Genomic DNA, 22,722 nt, shown 5'->3' with positions numbered 1-22,722 from the left:
GGCCCACTAACCACCGAGTCCTCCTCAACTAGCGCAAACTAGCAAGGAATCGTCCAATGGCTAAAAGCTATTCTACGTCACTCGTCCGCCCGCCGCTTCTCCGCGGTGGCCCACCTGCCGGTGCCCGGGCCGTTCCGGCCCTGCCAGAACGCGGTTGACGAACCGCGGCGTGAGCCGCGCACCTGCGCTTGAAGCCTTGCCGTCAGCACCCGGCGCGTTGCCGGCTGTGCGGTAAAGGCCTGCTGACGCCGCATCCACTTCGACAATCACGCCGCCCGGCGTCCGGTCACGGACACGCCGGCAGGCCTCATCGTCCCGGAGCGATGCGCGAGAAAACGTCAACCTGACGTTGCGTTACCCCGTGGCACGTTCATGGAGTCCATGGCGTGCCACACCTGGGAGGAGAGGGCGGTGCTGACCTAGGGAGCTGTCTATGAAGGACATCAACGAACACTGGATTCTGGACGATGACGATGCGTCCACCGAGCGGTTGCTTAATGAAGCGACGGAATGGTTGGCGTATGCGCAGGGGACGGCGCGGGTGCTGGTGGAAGCTGCGCATGAAGCCTCATGCGAAAGCGATGGTCGCGATCTGGCGTTGGCCATCGGTGGCGTGGCGGCGTTGGTCGCCGTAGGGCATTACTGCGTGCAGCGGGCGCATACACAGGTATTGTTTGATTCGCCGTTGTTACGCGATACGGAGGACGTCATTCATGGGGATTGAAATCGTGCAGATCACGATGGCGTTGGCGTTGATGGTAATCAACGTGCTGGTGTTCGTGGATCGCCGCGACGGTATGAAGATCGCCACGCGTGGAGCGCGGGGATTTGCCGTGGCGGCGTTTGCCAGCGCGGTGGTGGCGTTGTTGACGATTAATCAGCTGATGATGCAGGTGTGGATTCATCCGGCCGATGAAACGGCGTTTGTCGTGTTTCGTCTATCGATGACGGCTATGGGGTTGACGACGTCAGGGGCAGTGGCGTTCTGGGTGTTGTCGCGCTGGGAGGTGTAGCAGTTTTTTGTAGGAGCGCGCCTTGCGCGCGACCGGGTATCGCGATCAGATCAAATGTTTCGCGATACCCGGTCGCGCGCAAGGCGCGCTCCTACACAAGCACGGTGCGGTGGGGAGAGGCGGCGGGGTCGGCCCTTGGCGCGACTTGACGGAGGTGAGGGGAGTGGGCGGAAAAGGCCGCGTAGCGGGGGCGGCCAGGAAGGCCGGCCCTTTTCGCCGAGGCACGGAGGCCGAGTCGAAAAGCCCCGCACGCTCCCCGGGCCCGAAGGGGCGAAGCCATAAGACACTAAGCCGCGCAGCGGCTCTCCTTTCCCGAGGGACACCGCAGGCCGTCGCGCCAAGGGCCGGCCCCGCCGGCTCGCTCGCCGCCACGCAAGAGCGCCGAGCGCGAGGCCGCAAGGCGAGCCCACCCTACGAAGCACTCCGCAACACGGTGCAGGCGCCAGCGGGAGAGCGGAAACCGCTCTCCCGCCACGCCCATCAAAGGTCGAACATCGCCGACACCATCACGGTGCGCGGCATACCCTGCGTCAGGTAGCCGCCAGTCGCAGACGCCCAGTAACCCTTGTTCGTCAGGTTCTCCACGCTCACGTTGAACGTGACCGGCTTGCCTTCCAGCGTCGGCGTGATGCGTGCGCCAATGTCATAGGTGGTCCACGCCGGAACACGCAGTGCATTGGCCGCGTCGAGATACTGCTTGCCCGTACGCACCGCACGCGCACTGAAGGTGAGATCCGGTGTGTTCGGAATGGTCCACTCCACACCGGCGTTGGCCTGGAAGCGCGGTACGCCGATGGCGTCGTGGCCGTTGTTGAGGCCGCCCTGCGTCTTCACGAGCTCCGGCTGCACGTAGTTAGCCCCGCCCAGGATGCGCACGCCCTTTACCGGTTCGCCGAAGAAACTCCACTCGACGCCACGGTTACGCTGCTCGCCATCCACCACATAGGTGTTGGTCGCATCGACATAGGCGCTCGGCTGCTTGATCTGGTACAGGCCGAGGCTGCTGCCGATGTTGCCGGCATCCCACTTCACGCCGACTTCGTTCTGCTTGGCCTTGTACGGGGCAAACACCTGGCCGCTGTTGGTCACCGGCTTGCCGTTGAAGTTCACCGGAGCCTGGCCGCCCTGGGTGAGTGCTTCGATGTGGTTGGCGTAGATCGCCCACTGGTCGCTGAGGCGGAAATTGACGCCGACGACCGGGCTCGTGGAGTACTGCTCGTACTCCGAATTCTTCGCACCGCTCACGCCGTTGACGGCGTAGGCGTAACCGACCACGTGCAGCTTTTGGCGGCGCGCACCCACGGTAACCTGGAGGCGATCGTCGAGAAAGCCGAGCGTATCGGACAGCACGAGGCTGCGCAGCTGCGTGCGACCGGTATAACCCGGGCTGCTGATCGGGCCGACGTTATAAGAGTAGTTCGGCAATGCGACCTGCACGGGGTCGTAGATGTTGGTGGTAAACGAGCTGGAGCCCGCGTAGGCGGCCTTCTTGTTCGTGCTGAGTGCCGAGAAACCAAGGGTAACGCGGTGGGTCACGTCGCCGGTGTTGAAGTTGGCGTTGAAGCCTGCTTCACCCGTGCCGGTGTCGGCGATGTAAGGCACGGTGAAACGGCCTTCGGTCGCATCGCCGACGTTGTTCTTCAGCGTGGGGCTTACGTAATCGCCGAACTCGTTCCCGTGGTGCGCACCGGCAGCGACGTAACCCGTAAGCCACGGCGTGAAGTCGTATTCGGCACGGACGACGCCGAAGGTGTCTTCCAGCGATGAGCCGGACCACGCCTGCGAGTAGTTGGTCCTGGCCGACGGCGCACGCGGCACGCTGGTGGCGCTGCCGATGAAGACGACCGAACGGCCACCGTCGATCACCTGCTTCTGGTAGCCGACATCGGTGGTGACGCGCAGGCGCTCACCCTGGTAGTCGAACGCCACCGAAGCCGCGGTGACGCGACGCTTCTCGCCATCGATGGCGGTGCCGCCTTCGCGATGCACGGCATTCACGCGCAGGCCGAATTCATTGTTGGCGCCGAAGCGACGGCCGATGTCTACCGTTTCGCCGATCTGGCTGTCGCTGCCGTAATCGACACCGACGCGGGTGATGGGGTCTTTTTCAGCACGCTTGGGCGCGATGTTGATGGCGCCGCCGATGCCTGAGCCGCCGACGCTCATGCCGTTGAGGAAGGCGTTGGAACCCTTGAACACTTCCACGCGGCTGATCAGTTCGGGGGCGAGCAGCTGGCGCGGCAGCAGGCCGTAGAGACCGTCGAAGCCAATGTCGTCGCTGTCCAGCTGGAAGCCGCGGATGGTGAACACCTGCGAGTAGTTGCCGTAGCCGAAGCCGGTGCGCACGGCGGGGTCGTTGTCCACGACATCACCCAGGGTGCGCGCCTGCTGCGCCCGGATCAGCGTATCCGTATAGCTGGTCATGCTGAAGGGCACGTTGATCGTGTCCTGGTTGCCCAGCACGCCGAAACGGCCGCCCCTGGCGACCTGGCCGCCAGCGTAGGCGGCGGTGGGCGGGGCGACATTGGCCTGCACCTGCACTCCCGACAGGGTGGTGGAGTTCTCGTTGGCCTTCCGCTGGCTGTCGGGGACGTCGGCATCCGCGGCGTGGGCGGCGGTGGCGAGGAGGAGGGTGCTCGCGAGGGCGAGACGGACCGAAGCCGCGAGGCGGGCGGGGGAGAAGCAGGGGCGGGACATGGTGGATCCTGGGCTGGCGAGAACGAAAGAAATAACGAATGTTAATAAGAATGATTTGCATTATATAGAAGAGCCGGGGCCCGGGATACGTGCCGCCCCCGGGGCGCTGTGCCGCACCGGGTTGGCCGTGCCAGCGGCTACACTGGCGACCTTTCACGAGGGAGCGCCAGACGGTGGCCTATTTGCTGACCAAGTCCCTGCATATCCTGTTCGTCATCGCCTGGATGGCGACGGTGTTCTACCTGCCGCGCATCCTGGTCAACGTGGTCGAGGCGGGCGACGAGCCGGCCGTGAGAGCCCGGCTGGAGCTGATGGCACGCCGGCTCTACAAGTTCGGCCACAGCATGTTCGGCATGGCCTTCCTGTTCGGCCTGGTGCTCTGGCTCTATTTCGGGATCACGGGCGGCTGGCTGCATGCCAAGCTGACCCTGGTGGCCGTGATGCTGGCCTATTTCATCTGGAACGGGCGCCTGCTCAAGCGCAGCATGGCCGGTGGCGCGCTGCCCAGCGGCAAGACGCTGCGCATCTTCAACGAGCTGCCCGTGCTGGTCCTGCTGGCGATCATCTTCCTTGTCGTGGCCAAGCCGTTCTGAGGTCTCACGGCTTGAGACGCACAGGAGCCAGGATGGGCGCCGGACCTGCCGTGGGGCATCTTTTTGACTGAGCGCAACGACATCGCGCCGGGCCTGATGGTCCTGCACGGAAATCGCCTGGAAGAACTACGTGACGTGCTGGCGGCGTGGCTGCGTCGTGCGCCCCTGGGGCCGCTGGAAGACGAGCACGTGCTGGTGCAGTCCAACGGCATCGCCCAGTGGTTCCGACTGGCTCTGGCGCGTGGCGTGAACGAAGGCGGCCTGGGTATCGCGGCCGCCGTGGATGTCCAGTTGCCCGGTCGTTTCCTGTGGCAGGCCTATCGCGCTGTGCTCGGCATCGAGGCCGTGCCCAAGGAATCGCCCTTCGACAAGTCGCGGTTGGTCTGGCGACTGATGCGGCTGCTGCCGTCGCTGGCTCGCGAGCCGGTGTTCGAGCCGCTGGCCGCCTTCCTGAGCGACGGCGAGGATGCCCGTAAGTGCCATCAGCTCGCCGAGCGCCTGGCTGATCTGTACGACCAATATCAGGTCTATCGCGCCGACTGGCTCGAAGACTGGGCGGCCGGGCAGGACATCCTGCGCGACGCGCGCGGCGGTGCGCCCGCCATGATCGAGGCCGATCGCTGGCAGGCCGCCTTGTGGCGGCGCCTGCTCGACGACGTGGGCCCGCAGGAGGCTGATGGTCATCGCGCGGCCGTGCATGCGCGATTCCTGCGTGCCGTCGCCGGAGCGACGACGCGACCTGCCGCGTTGCCACGCCGCATCGTCGTGTTCGGCATGTCGTCACTGCCACGGCAGACGCTGGAGGCGTTGTCCGCACTGGGGCGCTGGTCGCAGGTGGTGCTGGTGGTGATGAATCCATGCCGGCATTACTGGGCGGATATCGTCGACGATCGCGAACTGCTGCGTGCGGAGCGTCGCCGCCAGACGGCGAAGCCGGGCATGCCGCTGTCGCTGTCCGACGAAGACATGCACCTGTTTGCCCAGCCGCTGCTGGCGGCCTGGGGCAAGCAGGGGCGTGACTACATCCGCCTGCTCGACGAGTTCGATCACCCGGAGTCGTACCGCGAGCGCTTCACCGCCTGGGACCAGCGCATCGACCTGTTCGCCGAACCGGCAAACACGCATCTGCTGGGTCAGGTGCAGGCGGCCATCCTCGATCTGGAACCGCCACCTGCCGAACCCGTCATGCTGGCGCCCGGTGATCATTCCATCGCGTTCCACGTGGCCCATGGGCCACAGCGCGAGGTGGAGATCCTGCACGATCAGTTGCTCGCGCGCTTCGAAGCGTCGACGCTGGCGGGCGACCCCATCCGTCCGCGCGATGTCATCGTGATGGTGCCGGACATCGAGACCTACGGCCCGCACATCGATGCCGTGTTCGGCCGCGTGCCGCGCGACGATCCGCGTTTCATTCCCTACAGCGTGGCCGACCGCGCCTCGCGCGGCAGCGTGCCGCTGGTGGTGGCGCTGGACATGCTGCTGGCGATGACCGAATCCCGCTTCGGCGCGGGCGAGCTGGCCGACCTGCTCGACATACCCGCCGTGCGCCAGCGCTTCGGGCTAAGCGACGACGACCTGCCGTTGCTGCATCGCTGGGTCGAAGGCGCCGGCATCCGCTGGGGCCTGGACGCCGAGCAGCGTGCCTCCCTCGATCTGCCGGCATTGACGCAGAACACCTGGGCCTTCGGCCTGCGCCGCATGTTGCTCGGCTATGCCGTGGGCGATGGAGAGGCCTGGGGCGACATCGAGCCCTATGGAGAGGTCGGTGGACTCGATGCGCACCTCGTCGGCCCCCTGGCTGATCTTCTCGACCGCCTGGGCGAGCACTGGCGGGCGATGAGCGAGCGCGTTGCGCCTGCCGCTTGGGCCGAGCGCCTGCGGCATCTGCTGCGCGATTTCGTCGATCCCGCGGACGCCGACGACCGCATGAGTCTCGAACGCCTGCACGACGCCCTCGATGCATGGGAGACCGCCTGCGCGGAAGCCAGCTTCGCCGAGCCCTTGCCTGTCGATGTCGTACGCGAGGCATGGCTGGGTGGCCTGGACGATGGCGGCCTTTCCAAGCGCTTTCTTGCTGGCGCAGTGAGCTTCGGCACGCTGATGCCGATGCGTGCCATTCCGTTCCGCATCGTCTGCCTGCTGGGCATGAACGACGGCGACTATCCGCGCGCGCGGCCTCCGATGGATTTCGACCTCATGTCGCGGGCGGGCGCATGGCGCCCCGGCGACCGTTCGCGTCGCGAGGATGATCGCTATCTCTTCCTCGAAGCCCTGCTGTCGGCGCGCGACGCCCTGCATATCGGCTGGGTGGGACGCAGCGTGCGCGATAACAGCGAACGCGCGCCTTCCGTGCTTGTGGGGCAGTTGCGCGACTATCTCGCGGCCGGCTGGCGTGCCGGTGATGGCAGTGGCTCGCTTGCCGCGCTCACCGTGGAACACCCGCTGCAACCGTTTGGTCGCGACTATTTCCAGGCAGGCGATCCGCGCCTGTTCACCTATGCCAACGAATGGCGCGAAGTCCATGCGATGCGCGACAAGCGGGAAGACGTGACGCTGGCCGCCCCGGTCGTTGAGCGTCCGCTCACGCTGGCCACGCTGCGGCGTTTCCTGCGCCATCCCGTGCGTGAATTCTTCCAGGGCCGGCTCGGCGTGCGCTTCGAGGCACCTGACGTGGCCAGCGACGAGCTGGAACCCTTCAGCCTCGATGGCCTCGACCGCTACGCGATGACCGACACCCTCCTGCGTGCCGCCCTGCGCGACGAAGGCGGCAACGCTGCGATCGATCTCGCCGCTGCGCGCCTGCAACGCAGTGGCGTGCTGCCCATGGGGGGTTTCGCCGCGCCCTTGCGTCGCGATCTCGTCGAAGCGGCGCAAGCCGTGCACGGCCGTTATCTCACGGAGCGTCGCGCGTGGCCGCATGACGCCGGCAAGCGCGAGGTGCGCATCGATATCGAGGGCCTGTCCATCGAGGACTGGCTGGCCGACCTGCGCATGGACACTGACGGACGCCTGGCCTGGCTGCTGCCCTCGCCATCCGGCGTGCTCGACGCCGATGGCGCGCCAAAGCTGCATCGTCTGGTGATGCCCTGGGCCGACCATCTGGTAGCGCAGGCCGCGGGACTTGCCCTGGAAAGCCGCTATATCGGGCCCGACGCCACCCTCGTGATGGCGCCGCTGGACACCGACGACGCCCGCCGCATGCTCGCCTCCTTGTTACGCAGCTGGCGCGAGGGCATGACCCGTCCGCTTCCCATGGCTGCTCGCACGGCGCTGGCGTGGCTGACGGCCGATACGGCAGAGAACGCCCCGGGCAAGGCGCGCACGGCCTACGAAGGCGCGCAGGATCGCATGCACGGCGAGGTCGATGGCGATCCTTACCTGACACGCGCGTGGCCGTCGTTCAACACCCTGATGGACGGCGGATTCCCCGACTGGCTCGGTCCTTACCGTGATTTTCTTGGGGTTCTGCGGGTGGAGGGCAGCGCATGAGTTCCGCACAGCCCTTGCGTCCGCTGGCCATGCCGCTCGACGGCATGCGCCTGATCGAGGCCAGCGCCGGCACCGGCAAGACCTGGACCATCGCGGCCCTCTACGTGCGTGCCGTGCTGGGGCATGGCACGGGGCAGCCGCTGCTGCCGCCGCAGATCCTCGTGGTGACCTTCACCGAGGCCGCCACGCAGGAACTGCGCGAGCGTATCCGCGCGCGGCTGGTGGATGCGGCCCGGGCGTTCCGGGCCGGAACAGCCAGTGAAGCCTTCCTGTCGGACCTGCTGGCGGACCTGCCCGCCGACAGCTGGCCTTCTTGTGCGCGCCGTCTGGAACTGGCTGCGCAATGGATGGACGAGGCGGCCATCTTCACTATCCATGGCTGGAGCCAGCGCATGCTGACCCAGCATGCATTCGGCAGCGGTCATGCCTTTGCGCAGACGCTGGAACCGGACGAAACCGAACTCCTGGCCGAGTGCGTGCGCGACTACTGGCGCAAGGCTTTTTATCCTCTGGACGAAGCCCAGCTGGCCCCCGTACTGGAGGAATGGCGCACGCCGGATGCGCTGATGCGCGATCTGAAGCCCTTGCTGTTCGGTGGCGAAGCCGTGCTGCGCGTCGATGGCGAGGTGCTGCGGGAAGACGTCGCCGCTCACGAGGTGCTGGCCGAGCGTCGCCGCTGGGACGAAGAAGATCGCAGGCGCCTGGACGACGCGGCCGCCACCTGGCGTCACGCCGCCGATGGCCTCGACGCCATGCTGCTGGCTGCCGTGCGCGACAAGGTGCTGCACAACGGCTGGTATCGCCCGGAGCGTATGCCGTCGGACATGATGGCGATGCGTCGCTGGGCGACGAGCGGCGATGCGTTGGGGTTCGACATCGCGCGTTATTCGACATCGCGCCTGGGCAAGGCCACCGGCAAGGGCAAGAGCTCTCCAGAGCATCCCGCCTTCGGCGCGCTGGAACACTGGAACGAATGGCAGGCTGGCAAGGTGGTGGTGCGTCACGCGATCCTCGCCGAAGCGATGTCGTGGGTGCGCCAGCGCTTCGTCATGCAGAAGCGACGCCGTGCGCAGATCGGCTTCGACGACCTGCTGTTGCGTCTGGATGCTGCGCTGGCAGGGCCGTCGGGCGGTGATCTGGCAGCCACCATCCGGCAGCAGTTTCCGCTGGCCCTGATCGACGAATTCCAGGACACCGATCCGTTGCAGTACCGCATCTTCCGCGCCGTGTATGCGCAGGCGGAAGGCACGGGGCTGCTACTCATCGGCGATCCGAAACAGGCCATCTACGCGTTTCGCGGCGCGGATATCCACACGTATCTCACGGCGCGCGCGGAAGCGATGGCGCCGCATTACAGCCTCGACACCAATCACCGATCCAGCGTGGGCATGGTGGAGGCCGTGAACCGGCTTTTCGTGCGGGCCGAATCGCATGCGACCGGTGCCTTCCACTTTGCGGATCGCGGGCTGCCCTTCGAGCCGGTCAGGGCGCGGGGCAGGGACGAGCGTTTCGTGCGCGATGGCGAGCCGCAGCCGGCCCTGCGACTATGGCTGCTCGACGACGAGGCGCCGGTCGGTGTGCGCATGTACCGTCAGCAGATGGCGGAGGCATGCGCCAGCGAGATCGTGCGCCTGCTGGATGCGGCGGCGCACGGCCGTTGCGGTTTCGAGACGGACGATGGCCGGCATGTTTCGCTGGCGCCGGCAGATATCGCCATCCTCGTGCGCAGCCACAACGAAGCGGCCGAGATACGTGCTGCCTTGTCGGCGCGCCGCGTGCGCAGCGTATTCCTTTCCGATCGCGACTCGGTGCTGGACAGCATCGAGGCCAGCGACCTGCTGTTCTGGCTGCGCGCCGTTGCCGAGCCCACCTCCGATGGCGCGATGCGCGCCGCACTGGCGACGCGTACGCTCGACCTGGGCTACGCGGAACTGGAAAAGCTGAACCTCGACGAGCGTCACTGGGAGCATCGCGGACAGCAGTTGTTCGCCCTGCGCGAGGTCTGGCGCAAGGCCGGCGTGCTGGCCATGCTGCACCGGATGTTGCACGAGTTCGACCTGCCGGGGCGTCTGCTTTCGTTGCCCGGCGGCGAGCGCAGTCTTACCAACCTGCTGCATCTGGCCGAGTTGTTGCAGCACGCCGCGTCCACCATCGAAGGGGAGCAGGCGCTGATCCGCCACTTGGCCGAGCGCATTGCGGATCGTGCCGGGCACACGGGCGACGAGCAGATCGTTCGCCTGGAAAGCGACGATGACCTGGTGAAGGTGGTCACCATCCACAAGTCGAAAGGCCTGGAATACCCGCTGGTGTTCCTGCCCTTCGTCTGTGGGCAGGGCGGTCTGCGTGCCGGGCAGGGCTATCGTTACCACGACGGCGAGTCGGCGCAGATCGAGCTGCTTTCGGCCAGCGCCAGCGGCAGCGATGCCGTGCGCGAAGCCAAGGAGGCTGCCGAGCGTGCTTCGTTGCAGGAAGACCTGCGCCTGCTGTACGTGGCGCTGACGCGTGCGCGTCATGCCTGCTGGCTGGGCGTGGCGCCGGTCTGCTACAACGCGGCGAAGAAACCCCAGGTGCATCGTTCCGCGTTCGGCCACCTCCTGCGTGGCGGTGCGGAGATCGACAACGGCGTGCTTGCCAACCTGCTCCAGGAACTGAAAGGCGACGTGGCGTCGATCGTCGTGGAATACGTGCCCGAGCCGGATGATGCCGTCTACGTGCCACCGGTGCATGAGATACGTTCCCTGCCCGCACGCGAGCCGAAGATCGCCCGCGCGGAGCCATGGTGGATTACCAGCTACAGCGCCTTGCGTCACGACGACAAGAGCGCGGCGCCCGAGACCGCCATCGACGACGTCATCGTGGAATACCGCGAGGAACGCCCGGTCGTGCCCATCGTGGCTGGCAGCATTCATGATTTTCACCGCGGCGCGGATGCCGGCACCTTCCTGCACGACCTGCTGGAATGGATGGCGGAGGAGGGCTTCGCGGCCATGGCGCACGCCCGGCCGCGCCTGCGCGATACCGTGGCGCGCCGTTGCGAACGGCATGGCTGGACGACCTGGATCGACCCGCTGACAGACTGGCTGCTGGGCTTGCTGCAGGTGCCACTGGCGCTTCCGTCAGGAGGCGCGATGACGCTGGCATCCTTCGATGATCCGTCGCGGTATCGCGCGGAGCTTGAGTTCCTGTTTGAAGCCCGTGGCGTGGATACCCTCGCGCTGGACCGCATCGTACGCGAGCACACGCTGGGTGGCGCACGCCGTGTGCCGCTGGCCGCCGAAAAGGTCAATGGCATGCTCAAGGGCTTCATCGATCTCATCGTGGAACACGAAGGACGCTGGTACGTGGTCGATTACAAGTCGAACTGGCTGGGCAACGATGCTGGCGCCTACGGCGCGGCGGCCATGCGCCATTCGATCCTGGAAGCACGCTACGAATTGCAGTACGCGCTATACCTGCTGGCCCTGCATCGCCTGCTGCGCTCGCGCCTTGGCGATGCCTACGATTACGACACTCATATCGGTGGCGCGGTATACCTCTACCTGCGTGGCGTGGATGGCGAGGGGCATGGCATTCATGCCGAGCGGCCGCCCCTGGCGATGATCGAGGCCATGGATGTCCTGTTCGAAGGTCGCGCGACATGACGGTCGATATCCTGCCCTGGCTGGATCTTGAGATCATCGAACAGCGGCTTCGTCCGCTGGATCGCGCCTTCGCACGCTTCCTCGCAACGCTGGATGCCAGTGCCGATGCCCGCGTACTCGCGGCAGCGGCCATGACCAGCAAGGAGCTGGGCGACGGGCATATCTGTGTCGATGTGAACGAACTGGCGGAGCGTGTGCCATGGTTGCACGATGTCGCCGATGAGCTTCGGGCGTCACCGCTGGTTGCCACCACGTACGAAGACAACGCATCGCCGCTGGTACTGGATGGCGACCTGCTCTACCTGCGCCGCTTCTGGCGATATGAAGTAGGGGTGGCCGGTGCCATTCGTTCCCGGCTGGCGCACGAGGGCACGCCAGCCGGGCTTGCTTCCGAGCTGGCGCGTCTGTTCCCACCGGACGATATGTCCCCGGACTGGCAGAAGATCGCCTGCGCCATCGCGGCGCGCGGTGCGTTCGCCGTCATCACCGGTGGTCCGGGCACGGGCAAGACAACCACGGTGGTCCGCCTGCTCGGCCTGTTACAGACATTGGCGATCCGGCGCGGCGAGCCGCGCCTGCGCATCCGTCTTGCGGCGCCCACGGGCAAGGCCGCAGCGCGCTTGAATGCCTCGATTGCAGGACAGATCGAGCGCCTGAACGTCGATGCGCAGGTGAAGCAGGCGATTCCCGCCGAGGTCACCACGCTGCACCGACTGCTTGGCAGCCGGCCGGATAGCCGGGCCTTCCGCCACGATCGTGACAACCCGCTGCACCTGGACGTGCTGGTCATCGACGAAGCCTCGATGATCGACCTGGAAATGATGGCCGCCACGCTCGATGCCTTGCCACCGGATGCGCGGCTGGTGCTGCTGGGCGACAAGGACCAGCTGTCGTCGGTGGAAGCCGGTGCGGTACTGGGCGATCTCTGCGCGCGGGCGGAAGCGGGGCGTTACGACGCCGATACGGTGCAATGGCTGGCCGAGGTCTGTGACGTGGACATGGCGGCGTGGCGTGATCCGGAGGAAGCGAGGGCGCTCGACCAGCGCGTGGTGATGCTGCGCCGTAGTCGCCGGTTTGGTGAGCACAGTGGCATCGGTGCGCTGGCGAATGCCATCCGCCAGGGTGATACGCAGGCGGCGGGGCAGACCCTCAAGGCGTCTTCCGGCGATATCGCTCTCCAGGTACCCACGGCCGATGGCATCGCCACGCTGGCGATCGAGGGACGCGCAGGCACGCCGGGCTATCGGGCGTATCTCGACTGGATCGAACGGGAAAGACCGCAGCCCGATGCACCGTTCGATGCCTTCGAAGCCTGGGGCGGCGGAGCCCTGCAGGCCTATGCGCGCTTCCAGCTGCTGTGCGCCTCGCGGCATGGCGACACCGGTGTGCCGGCGCAGAATGAACGCATTGCCCAGGGGCTGGCGGCGCGCGGGTTGATCGACATCGAGCGCGACTGGTACGAAGGCCGCCCGGTGATGGTGACCCGCAACGACTACGCCATCGGCCTCATGAACGGTGATGTGGGCATCACCCTGTGGATTCCGGACGGGCAGGGCGGCATGGCCTTGCGGGTGGTGTTCGCCGTGCTGGACGAGCACGGCAAGGAACGCGTGCGCTTCGTCGTGCCCAGTCGCCTCGCGGCAGTGGAGACGGTGTACGCGATGACGGTGCACAAGTCGCAAGGTTCGGAGTTCGAGCACACGGCGCTGGCCTTGCCGACGGAGCCTTCGGCCGTGCTCACGCGCGAATTGCTTTACACCGGCGTGACGCGAGCGAAAACCCATTTCACCCTGCTGGCCACGCCGGACATCATGGCCTACGCCATCGCCCGCCAGACCCGACGCGCCTCCGGCCTGCTCCCCCGCCTTTTGTAGGAGCGCGCCTGCGCGCGACAACCCGACGAAGCGGTGCGGTCGTGATCGCGTCAAGGCACACCGCTTCTTGTAGGAGCGCGCCTTGCGCGCGACAAACCCAATGAAACGGTGAGGCTGTGATCAGCTTACGGGTCGTTGCTCAACGGTTGTGACGGTTTCAACGAATGGTTTCGCTGTGCCGGTCGCGCGCAGGCGCGCTCCTACAGGTAGAAGCTTTTGTACCAGGCGGCGAACTTGCGCAGGCCTTCGTCGATCGACGTCGACGGGGCGTAGCCCACGTCGCGGCGCAGGGCTGACACATCGGCCCAGGTATCCGGCACGTCGCCCGGCTGCATCGGCAGCAGGCGCTTTTCCACCGTGCGGCCCAGGTGCTTTTCCAGCAGGCCGATGAAGTCCATCAACTGCACCGGCTCGTCATTGCCGATGTTGTAGACGCGATAAGGCGCGGCAGAACTGCCCGGGTTCGGCGCCACCGGGTCATAGGACAGATCGGGCTGCGCCGGATGATCCAGCGTGCGGATCACGCCCTCGACGATGTCGTCGATATAGGTGAAATCACGGCTGTGGTTGCCGTGGTTGAACACGTCGATCGGTTCGCCTCGCACGATGCGGTTGGCGAACAGGATCGGCGACATGTCCGGGCGACCCCAGGGGCCATACACGGTGAAAAAGCGCAGCCCCGTGGTCGGCAGGCCGAACAGGTGGCTATAGGTATGCGCCATCAGCTCGTTGGATTTCTTCGTGGCCGCATACAGGCTCACGGGATGGTCGACGGCATCCTCCACCGCAAAAGGCATCTTGCGATTGGCTCCATACACCGAGCTGGACGAGGCATAGACCAGATGCCCCACCTCATGCCGGCGGCAGGCCTCCAGCACGTTCACGAAGCCCACCAGGTTGCTCTGCACATAGGTATGCGGATGGGTGAGCGAATAGCGCACACCGGCCTGGGCGGCGAGGTTCACCACGCGCTCGGGCTGGAAATCCGCAAAGGCCTTGTCCACCGCCGCCTGCTCGGCGAGGTCGGCGCGCAGGTGCGTGTAGTTCGGGTGGTTCGCGAACCGGGCCAGGCGCGCTTCCTTCAGGGCCGGGTCGTAGTAGTCGTTGTGGTTGTCGAAACCGAGCACGGTGTCGCCACGCGCGAGCAGGCGCTCGGTGAGGGCGGAGCCGACGAAGCCGGCACTGCCGGTGACCAGGATGCGCATGGGGATGACCTGCCTGTGGAGCGGATCACCATTGTAACGGAGCGCCCGGATTGACATGGAGGCAGCCCTGCACTAGCTTTTTACAGGTATCTACGAGACGAGAGGTGGCCCGCGGCAACGCCGGCCGAGTGTGCGACATGAGCACTACCCGCTTTCCAACCTGATTCCCACGCCACGTCTTCGTCTTCATCCGAAGGGCGCCTGGCGCCCTTTTTGTTTGTCCGGAAAACGCTTCCCATGATCCAGATCACGCTCCCCGACGGCAGCCAGCGTCCCTTCGACCACCCCGTGTCCGTGCAGGAGGTGGCCGCCTCCATCGGCGCCGGTCTTGCCAAGGCCACCCTGGCCGGTAAGGTCGACGGCAAGCTGGTGGATGCCAGCTACACGATCGACCGCGACGCCGCGCTCGAAATCGTCACCGAGAAGAGCCCCGACGCCCTCGAGATCCTCCGCCACTCCACGGCCCACCTGCTGGGCCAGGCCGTGCAGCGCCTGTTCCCCGGCGCGCAGGTCACGATCGGCCCGGTGATCGACAACGGGTTCTATTACGACTTTGCCTACGAGCGTCCCTTCACGCCGGAAGATCTCGACGCCATCCAGGCCGAGATGGAAAAGATCGTCAAGGAGAACATCCCCGTCACGCGCTCGGTGAAGGACCGCGACGAGGCCGTGACTTTCTTCCGTGGCATGGGCGAGGAATACAAGGCGCAGATCATCGAGAGCATCCCTGCCGGCGAAGAGCTGTCGCTCTATACGCAGGGCGAGTTCACCGACCTGTGCCGCGGCCCGCACGTGCCCAACACGGGCAAGCTGCGCGCGTTCAAGCTGATGAAGGTGGCCGGCGCCTACTGGCGCGGCGACTCCAACAACGCGATGCTCAGCCGCATCTACGGCACGGCCTGGCTCAACGACAAGGATCTCAAAGCCTACCTGCACCAGCTGGAAGAAGCCGAGAAGCGCGACCATCGCCGCATCGCCAAGCAGCTCGACCTGTTCCACCTGCAGGAAGAAGCCCCGGGCATGGTGTTCTGGCATCCGAAGGGCTGGGCCATCTGGCAGGTGGTCGAGCAGTACGTGCGCGGCGTCTATCGCAACAGCGGCTACCAGGAAGTGCGCGGGCCGCAGATCATGGACGTGAGCCTGTGGAAGAAGTCCGGCCACTGGGACAACTACCAGGAGAACATGTTCTTCACGGAGTCGGAGAAGCGCACCTATGCGCTGAAGCCGATGAACTGCCCGGGTCACATCCAGATCTTCAACGCCAACCTGCACAGCTACCGCGACCTGCCGATCCGCTACGGCGAGTTCGGCGGCTGCCACCGCAACGAGCCCTCGGGCGCGCTGCACGGCATCATGCGCGTGCGTGCCTTCACGCAGGACGACGGCCACATCTTCTGCACCCCGGCACAGATCGAGGACGAGGTGGCGGCCTTCCATCGCCAGGCGATGGCCGTGTACCAGGATTTCGGCTTCGAGGACATCGCGATGAAGATCGCGTTGCGCCCGGAAAAGCGCATCGGTGCCGAGGAAGTCTGGGACAGGGCGGAGGATGCCCTGCGCAAGGCGCTGTCCGTGGCTGACGTGGAATGGGAAGAACTCCCGGGCGAGGGCGCGTTCTACGGTCCCAAGATCGAATACCATATGAAGGACTCGATCGGCCGTACCTGGCAGGTCGGCACGATGCAGGTCGACTTCATGATGCCCGAGCGCCTCGGCGCCGAGTACGTGGACGAAAACAGCCAGCGTCAGCACCCTGTCATGCTCCACCGGGCCATCGTGGGCTCCATGGAGCGTTTCATCGGTATCCTGATCGAGCACCACGCAGGCTTGCTTCCGCCCTGGCTTGCCCCCATTCAGGCAGCGGTGTTCAGCATCACCGACGCCCAGGCCGATTATGTGCGTGAAGTCACGCAAGCCCTTGTGGGACAAGGCTTCAGGGTGGCGGCCGATTTGCGCAACGAAAAAGTCGGATATAAAATCCGCGAGCACACGCTGCAGAAGGTGCCTTACCTCATCGTGGTCGGTGATCGCGAGAAGGAAACGGGTACCGTGTCAGTACGTACGCGCGGTGGCGAAGACCTCGGCAGCATGCCGCTGGCCGACTTCGCCAAGAAACTGGAGGCTGAGACCCGCCGCTAGGCTGCGGGCTCGCCGTTAGGGTTCAATCTTCTGGAGGATAGCGGTATCGCTACGACCGAAAACAAGGGCAATCGCAAGAACAACGAGATCCGCGTGCCGAAAGTGCGCGTGCTTGGTCCCGAGGGTGAGCAGCTGGGCATCATGGACACCCGTGACGCTATCCGCCGCGCCGAAGAGGACGGTCTCGACCTCGTCGAAATCCAGCCGAACGGCGATCCGCCGGTCTGCAAGATCATGGATTTCGGCAAGTTCAAGTTCGAAGCCCAGAAGAAAGCCCAGGCCGCCAAGAAGAAGCAGAAGCAGGTCGAAATCAAGGAAGTGAAGTTCCGTCCGGTCACGGACGAGGGCGACTACCAGATCAAGCTTCGCAAGATGCGCGAGTTCCTTGAGGAAGGCGACAAGGTCAAGGTCACCATCCGCTTCCGCGGCCGTGAAATGTCCCATCAGGACCTCGGCCAGAACCTGGCTCGCCGGGTTCAGACCGACATCGGCGAAGACGGTGTGGTGGAGTCCTTCCCCCGCCTCGAAGGCCGCCAGATGGTCATGATGATCGGTCCGAAAAAGAAGATCTGATCACTCGGAACGGCGCCTCAGGGCGCCGTTCTCATATCTGGCTGAGACAGCGCGACTACCCGTCGTTCCTGCGCACGCAGGAACCCAGTGCGATGCAATGGGTTGTCGCGAGGGCTCCCCCTACATAAAGCCGATGCAACGCCTTGGCCATGCTGGCAAACCGGGGCGCTGGGTTCCTGTTTTCACAGGAACGACGAGCCTGGGCTAACGAGCCATGAGGGTAATATCACGCACCGTGATACGAAAATCACAGGTTGTGATGTCACGCATCACAAGGCGTGATAAACCCACGAATTTCGTGTATCCTCGCCGGCTCGGTCCGAATGGATGGGCCGATCACCGTACCCGGCAGGATGGAAAGCGCAGGCCCCAGGGCCCGCCGCCGGATCAGTCAGCAACCGAAATACGGAGCATTCCCATGCCCAAGATCAAGACCAACCGGGCGGCCGCGAAGCGTTTTCGCAAGACCGCGTCGGGCAAGTTCAAGGCAGGCCATGCGTTCAAGTCGCACATCCTGACCAAGAAGTCCACCAAGCGTAAGCGCGGCCTGCGCGCTCCCAACCACGTCAAGGCGTGCGACACCAAGGGTGTAGCTCGCATGTTGCCGTATCTCTAAGGGAGGCTAAGAAAAATGGCTCGTGTTAAGCGTGGTGTTACCGCTCGTCGTCGTCACAAGAAAATCATCGGCCGTGCCAAGGGCTACTACAACGCCCGTCGCAAGGTTTTCCGCGTAGCTAACCAGGCCGTCATCAAGGCCGGTCAGTACGCCTACATCGGCCGCAAGCAGCGCAAGCGCCAGTTCCGCGCGCTGTGGATCGTCCGTATCAATGCTGCCGCTCGCCAGTTCGGCCTGTCGTACAGCCGTCTCATCAACGGTCTGGCCAAGGCCAACATCTCGGTCGACCGCAAGGTTCTCGCGGACCTCGCCGTGCACGACATCAAGGCGTTTGGCGCGATCGCAGAGAAGGCCAAGGCCAGTCTGGCTGCGTAATCCGCTTTACCACGTGCGGTAACTTTTATCGCGCGATGATGGATGACGTGGGGAGAAGGCCTTGCCTTCTCCCCACACTTTTTTGTGTGCCCGAAAAATCAGGGAAAACCGATGGAATCGATCGAGCATATCGACGCCTCCCTCCGCGACATCGAATCGGCGGCCTCGCTTGAGGCGCTGGACACGTTGCGTGTCGCCCTCCTGGGCAAGAACGGCGCGGTCACCGCCGCCCTGAAGGCCCTGGGCCAGCTATCCGGCGACGAGCGCAAGGCGCGCGGCGCGGAAGTGAACCGGGCCAAGGAGCGCCTCACCGACGCCATCGCCGTGCGCAAGCAGGCACTGGAGCAGGCCGAGCTGGATCGTCGCCTCGCCTCCGAACGCATCGATGTCACCCTGCCGGGTCGCGCCGGCGATTTCGGTGGCATCCACCCGATCACCCGCGCCCTCGAACGCATCGCCGACATCTTCGGTCGCCTGGGTTACCAGCGCGCCGACGGTCCCGAGATCGAGGACGACTGGCACAATTTCGAAGCGCTCAACTTCCCGCCGCACCATCCGGCGCGCGCGATGCACGACACCTTCTACTTCGGTGACGGCCGCCTGCTGCGCACGCATACCTCGCCGGTGCAGATCCGTTCGATGCAGGGGCGCCAGCCGCCGATCCGCATCATCGCGCCCGGCAAGGTCTATCGCAGCGATTCGGACCAGACCCACTCGCCGATGTTCCACCAGATCGAAGGCCTGCTGGTGGACGAGACCTCCAGCTTCGCCGACCTGAAGGGCACGCTGGCTGAGTTCATCCGCGCGTTCTTCGAGCGCGATTTCGAAATGCGCTTCCGTCCGAGCTACTTCCCCTTCACCGAGCCCTCGGCCGAAGTGGACATCCGCTGGGATGCCGAAGACGGTTCCACGCGCTGGCTCGAAGTGCTCGGCTGCGGCATGGTGCATCCCACCGTGCTGAAGAACTGCGGCATCGATCCGGAGCGCTACACCGGCTTCGCCTTCGGGCTGGGCGTGGAGCGCTTCGCCATGCTGCGTTATGGCGTGGGCGACCTGCGCGCGTTCTTCGAGAACGACCTGCGCTTCCTGCGCCAGTTCGCCTGATCCGCCACCCCCGTTTGAACGAGTCGCTCCCATGAAATTCTCCGAAAACTGGTTGCGTGAACTGGTGACCGTCGACGCGGACCGCGCCGCGCTGGTGCACGCGCTGACCATGGCCGGCCTCGAAGTCGAAGAGGTCACCACGCTGGGCGAAGGTCTCGACGGCGTGGTCGTCGCCGAGATCATCGAGGCCACCAAGCATCCCGAAGCCGACCGTCTTCAGGTCTGCAAGGTCGATGCAGGGCAGGGCGAACCCTTGCAGATCGTCTGCGGTGCGCCCAATGCGCGCGTAGGCATCCGCGTGCCGCTCGCCACCGTGGGTGCCAGCCTGCCGGGTGGCATTCAGATCAAGGCCGCCAAGCTGCGCGGCGTCGAATCGTTCGGCATGCTGTGCTCGGCCAAGGAGCTGGACATCGACGCCGATGCCTCCGGCCTGCTCGAACTGCCGGCCGATGCACCGGTCGGCACGCCACTGGCCGCCTACCTCGGCCTGCCCGATGCCAGCATCGAGCTGAAGATCACGCCGAACCGCCCCGACGTGCTCGGCCTCAACGGCCTGGCCCACGACGTGGCCGCGCTGTTCGGCAGCCATGTGAAGTCGATCGGCGTGGGCGACGCGCCCGTGACCTCCGCCGCCACCCGTGCGGTGAAGCTGGACGCTGGCGCCGACGCGCCGCGCTATCTCGGTCGCGTCATCGAGGGCATCGACGCCAGCACGAAGTCGCCGCTGTGGCTGGCCGAGCGCCTGCGTCGCTCGGGCATCCGCCCGATCAGTGCCATCGTCGACGTCACCCAGTACGTAATGTTTGAACTGGGCCACCCGCTGCACGCCTTCGACAACGACACGCTCTCCGGCACCGTCGTTGCCCGTCATGCGGCCGAGGGTGAAACCCTGAAGCTGCTCGACGGCAGCGAGGCGAAGCTCGATCCGTCCTTCGTGGTCATTGCCGACGATGCGAAGGCGCTGGCCGTGGCCGGCGTGATGGGCGGTTTCGATTCGCGCGTCACCGACGACACCCGCAACATCTTCCTGGAGGCCGCGCACTTCGCGCCGTCCGCCATCATGGGCCGCGCCCGCAAGCTCGGCCTGCACACCGATGCCTCGCATCGTTTCGAGCGTGGCGTCGATCCCGCGCTGCCGAGGCGTGCGCTGGAGCGAGCCACCGAACTGCTGCTGGCGATTGCCGGCGGCAAGGCCGGTCCGATCAGCTCAGCCGAGCGTCCGGAAGACCTGCGCGACCACGCGCCGGTGCTGCTGCGTCACGCGCGCCTGCGTCGCGTGCTGGGCATCGATGTGGCCGCCGCCGAAGTCACCCGCATCTTCACCGCGCTCGGCATGGGTGTGGTGGAGGTGGCCGATGGCTGGCAGGTCACCCCGCCCAGCAGCCGTTTCGACATCGAGCGCGAGGAAGACCTCATCGAAGAGGTCGCCCGCATCCATGGCTATGAGCGGATTCCCACGACCACCCCGGCAGGCAAGATCGCCCTCATGCCGGAGGCCGAGACCCGTCTTTCCGAGATGCAGCTGCGCGATCAGCTCGCCGCCCGCGGCTATTACGAGGCGGTCACTCTCTCCTTCGTCAGCGCCGAACTGCTGAAGACCTGGGGCGTGGACCATGCCTGGGTACCGCTGGCCAATCCGCTGTCGGCCGATCTGGCCGTGATGCGCACCTCGCTGCTGCCGGGCCTGATCGAGGCCCTGCGCTACAACCGTGCCCGCCAGCAGGAGCGCGTGCGCCTGTTTGAAGTGGCGCGCAGTTTCCATGCCACAGGCGGCGCGCCGGACGAGATCGGCCGCGTAGCCGTGGTCGCTTCGGGTGCGGCCCGGGCAGAGCAGTGGGGCGAAGCCACGCGCACCGTGGACTTCTTCGACCTCAAGGGCGACCTGGATGCACTGATCGCACGCACCGGTGAGCCGGAGCGCTGGTCGACCGATACGAATGATCTGCCGTCGTGGCTGCATCCGGGCCGTGGTGCCCGCGTGTTGCGTGATGGCCACCCGGCCGGCTTCATCGGCGCGTTGCATCCCGCGCTGGCGAAGGCACTCGACCTGGGCACCGACGTCCACGTGCTGGAAGTGGCACTGGAGCCGATCCTGGCCCGTCGCCTGCCGCGGGCGTCGCGGGTGACCCGTTTCCCGGCCGTTCGCCGCGATATCGCCATGGAACTGCCGGAAGAGGTGACCTGGGCCAGCGTCGAGGGCGCCGTCCGTGGCGTGCTCGGCGACGTCCTCAAGGAGATCCGCCTGTTCGACCGCTATGCGGGCAAGGGGATCGACGAGGGGCGAAAGAGTCTCGCTATGGGCTTGATTTTACAGGACGCTTCACGCACCCTTACCGACGACGATGCCGACGCTCGCGTGGCAGAAGCGGTGGGGGTATTGGAGAAGACATGCAAGGCAAGAATGCGAGGATGAGATGGCGCTGACCAAGGCGGAAATGGCCGAGCGGCTTTTCCTCGACGTGGGCCTCAACAAGCGCGAGGCCAAGGAATTCGTGGACGCGTATTTCGAGGTCGTGCGTGAGGCGCTCGAGAAGGGCGAGCAGGTAAAGCTGTCGGGCTTCGGCAACTTCGACCTGCGCCAGAAGAATCAGCGGCCCGGTCGCAATCCGAAGACCGGCGAGGAAATACCCATTTCGGCCCGGCGGGTGGTCACCTTCCGTCCCGGCCAGAAACTCAAGGTAAGAGTCGAGGGCTATGCTGGATCCAGGGAATAACACCGAGCTTCCGGCCATACCGGCGAAGCGCTACTTCACCATTGGTGAGGTGAGCGAGCTTTGCGGCGTCAAGCCGCACGTGCTTCGTTACTGGGAGCAGGAGTTTCCCGCGTTGAAGCCCGTCAAGCGCCGCGGCAACCGCCGCTATTACCAGCGCCATGACGTGCTCATGATCCGCCAGATCCGCTCGTTGCTGTATGACGAGGGCTTCACCATCACGGGCGCCCGCGCCCGCCTCGAGGGCCCCCAGGCCCGCGTGGAGGCCACCATGTCGCACCAGATCGTGCGTCAGGTGCGTCTGGAGCTGGAAGAAGTTCTCACTCTGCTTCGTCGCTGACCTGCTTCCGCAGGCGGCGTCGAAGCTGCTACAATCGTTAGCTCGTCGGGGTGTAGCGCAGCCTGGTAGCGCACTACGCTGGGGGTGTAGTGGTCGCGAGTTCGAATCTCGCCACCCCGACCATTATTCAAAGCAAAAGGCGTCCCGTTGGGGCGCCTTTTGCTTTTGAGGTATCGCCCGTCCCGGTCCCGCGCAGGCTCGCTCCTACAAGGGAGCGCTGCGTCCAGATCAGCCGAATACCTCTGTAGGAGCGCGCCTTGCGCGCGACAGATTCGTTAGCGGGAGGCTCACGGCTTTGAACGGTCGCGCGCAGGCGCGCTCCTACAAGGGCTGGGTTGCGTTCGGATCAGCC

16 protein-coding genes and 1 tRNA gene are annotated in these 22,722 nt (G+C 65.5%); 15 read left to right on the top strand and 2 right to left on the bottom strand.

Annotation, left to right across the window (positions count from 1 at the left end; genetic code table 11):
- The first annotated feature begins 433 nt into the window (after positions 1-433).
- Together HBF25_RS21075 and HBF25_RS21070 are read left to right on the top strand one after the other, a co-directional pair.
- Positions 434-724 carry a hypothetical protein gene (locus HBF25_RS21075; RefSeq protein ID WP_166952525.1) on the top strand — a complete coding sequence of 97 codons (291 nt, stop codon included), beginning with the start codon at positions 434-436 and terminating at the stop codon, positions 722-724.
- Positions 714-1,013: a hypothetical protein gene (locus HBF25_RS21070; RefSeq protein ID WP_166952522.1), complete on the top strand. Its 300-nt coding sequence runs from the start codon at positions 714-716 to the stop codon at positions 1,011-1,013. Before HBF25_RS21075 ends, HBF25_RS21070 begins: the two co-directional genes overlap by 11 nt.
- 480 nt (positions 1,014-1,493) lie before the next feature.
- On the opposite strand, the gene HBF25_RS21065 is transcribed toward HBF25_RS21070, so the two are convergent.
- Positions 1,494-3,710 carry a TonB-dependent receptor gene (locus HBF25_RS21065; RefSeq protein WP_166952519.1) on the bottom strand — a complete coding sequence of 739 codons (2,217 nt, stop codon included), beginning with the start codon at positions 3,708-3,710 and terminating at the stop codon, positions 1,494-1,496.
- A gap of 173 nt (positions 3,711-3,883) precedes the next feature.
- On the opposite strand from HBF25_RS21065, the gene HBF25_RS21060 reads away from it, so the two are divergent.
- From HBF25_RS21060 to recD, 4 genes are all read left to right on the top strand, one after another.
- Positions 3,884-4,303 (top strand): CopD family protein, encoded by a 420-nt coding sequence (locus HBF25_RS21060; RefSeq protein WP_166952516.1) that lies wholly within the window; start codon positions 3,884-3,886, stop codon positions 4,301-4,303.
- 63 nt (positions 4,304-4,366) lie between these two features.
- Entirely contained in the window at positions 4,367-7,792 is a 3,426-nt protein-coding gene (gene recC, locus HBF25_RS21055; RefSeq protein ID WP_243853355.1) for an exodeoxyribonuclease V subunit gamma, read from the top strand.
- On the top strand, positions 7,789-11,433 hold the full coding sequence (gene recB, locus HBF25_RS21050; protein WP_166952513.1) for an exodeoxyribonuclease V subunit beta: 3,645 nt from the start codon (positions 7,789-7,791) through the stop codon (positions 11,431-11,433). Before recC ends, recB begins: the two co-directional genes overlap by 4 nt.
- Positions 11,430-13,307 (top strand): exodeoxyribonuclease V subunit alpha, encoded by a 1,878-nt coding sequence (gene recD / locus HBF25_RS21045; protein WP_166952510.1) that lies wholly within the window; start codon positions 11,430-11,432, stop codon positions 13,305-13,307. Before recB ends, recD begins: the two co-directional genes overlap by 4 nt.
- A 200-nt stretch (positions 13,308-13,507) precedes the next feature.
- Here recD and HBF25_RS21040 read toward each other — a convergent pair whose 3' ends face one another.
- Positions 13,508-14,512, bottom strand: coding sequence for an NAD-dependent epimerase (locus HBF25_RS21040; protein WP_166952507.1), 1,005 nt, complete (start codon positions 14,510-14,512; stop codon positions 13,508-13,510).
- A gap of 237 nt (positions 14,513-14,749) precedes the next feature.
- Here HBF25_RS21040 and thrS point away from each other — a divergent pair, with 237 nt between their 5' ends.
- From thrS to HBF25_RS20995, 9 genes are all read left to right on the top strand, one after another.
- Complete coding sequence (gene thrS / locus HBF25_RS21035; protein ID WP_166952504.1) at positions 14,750-16,651, top strand: threonine--tRNA ligase; 1,902 nt, start codon at positions 14,750-14,752, stop codon at positions 16,649-16,651.
- A gap of 45 nt (positions 16,652-16,696) precedes the next feature.
- Positions 16,697-17,224, top strand: a complete 528-nt coding sequence (infC, locus tag HBF25_RS21030) for a translation initiation factor IF-3 (RefSeq protein ID WP_341778331.1) — start codon at positions 16,697-16,699, stop codon at positions 17,222-17,224.
- Between the two features lie 418 nt (positions 17,225-17,642).
- A complete protein-coding gene (gene rpmI / locus HBF25_RS21025) occupies positions 17,643-17,840 on the top strand; it encodes a 50S ribosomal protein L35 (RefSeq protein ID WP_036114929.1) in 198 nt (65 codons plus the stop codon).
- A 15-nt stretch (positions 17,841-17,855) separates the two neighbouring features.
- Complete coding sequence (rplT, locus tag HBF25_RS21020) at positions 17,856-18,215, top strand: 50S ribosomal protein L20 (RefSeq protein WP_072322974.1); 360 nt, start codon at positions 17,856-17,858, stop codon at positions 18,213-18,215.
- A gap of 111 nt (positions 18,216-18,326) precedes the next feature.
- On the top strand, positions 18,327-19,319 hold the full coding sequence (pheS, locus tag HBF25_RS21015; RefSeq protein ID WP_166952500.1) for a phenylalanine--tRNA ligase subunit alpha: 993 nt from the start codon (positions 18,327-18,329) through the stop codon (positions 19,317-19,319).
- A 31-nt stretch (positions 19,320-19,350) separates the two neighbouring features.
- Positions 19,351-21,732: a phenylalanine--tRNA ligase subunit beta gene (pheT, locus tag HBF25_RS21010; RefSeq protein WP_166952497.1), complete on the top strand. Its 2,382-nt coding sequence runs from the start codon at positions 19,351-19,353 to the stop codon at positions 21,730-21,732.
- Between the two features lies 1 nt (position 21,733).
- The gene (gene ihfA, locus HBF25_RS21005) at positions 21,734-22,033 is read left to right on the top strand and encodes an integration host factor subunit alpha (RefSeq protein WP_144909793.1); all 300 of its coding nucleotides are present in this window, start codon (positions 21,734-21,736) and stop codon (positions 22,031-22,033) included.
- Positions 22,014-22,370 (top strand): MerR family transcriptional regulator, encoded by a 357-nt coding sequence (locus tag HBF25_RS21000; protein WP_166952494.1) that lies wholly within the window; start codon positions 22,014-22,016, stop codon positions 22,368-22,370. The genes ihfA and HBF25_RS21000 overlap by 20 nt, the downstream gene beginning before the upstream one ends.
- A gap of 46 nt (positions 22,371-22,416) precedes the next feature.
- Positions 22,417-22,493: transfer RNA gene (locus tag HBF25_RS20995), tRNA-Pro, on the top strand.
- Positions 22,494-22,722 lie beyond the last annotated feature (229 nt).

It is taken from the genome of Luteibacter anthropi, from assembly GCF_011759365.1.
Classification (GTDB): domain Bacteria; phylum Pseudomonadota; class Gammaproteobacteria; order Xanthomonadales; family Rhodanobacteraceae; genus Luteibacter; species Luteibacter anthropi.
Note: the sequence above shows the minus strand (reverse complement) of the source record. Positions and strands in the feature narration are given on the sequence as shown.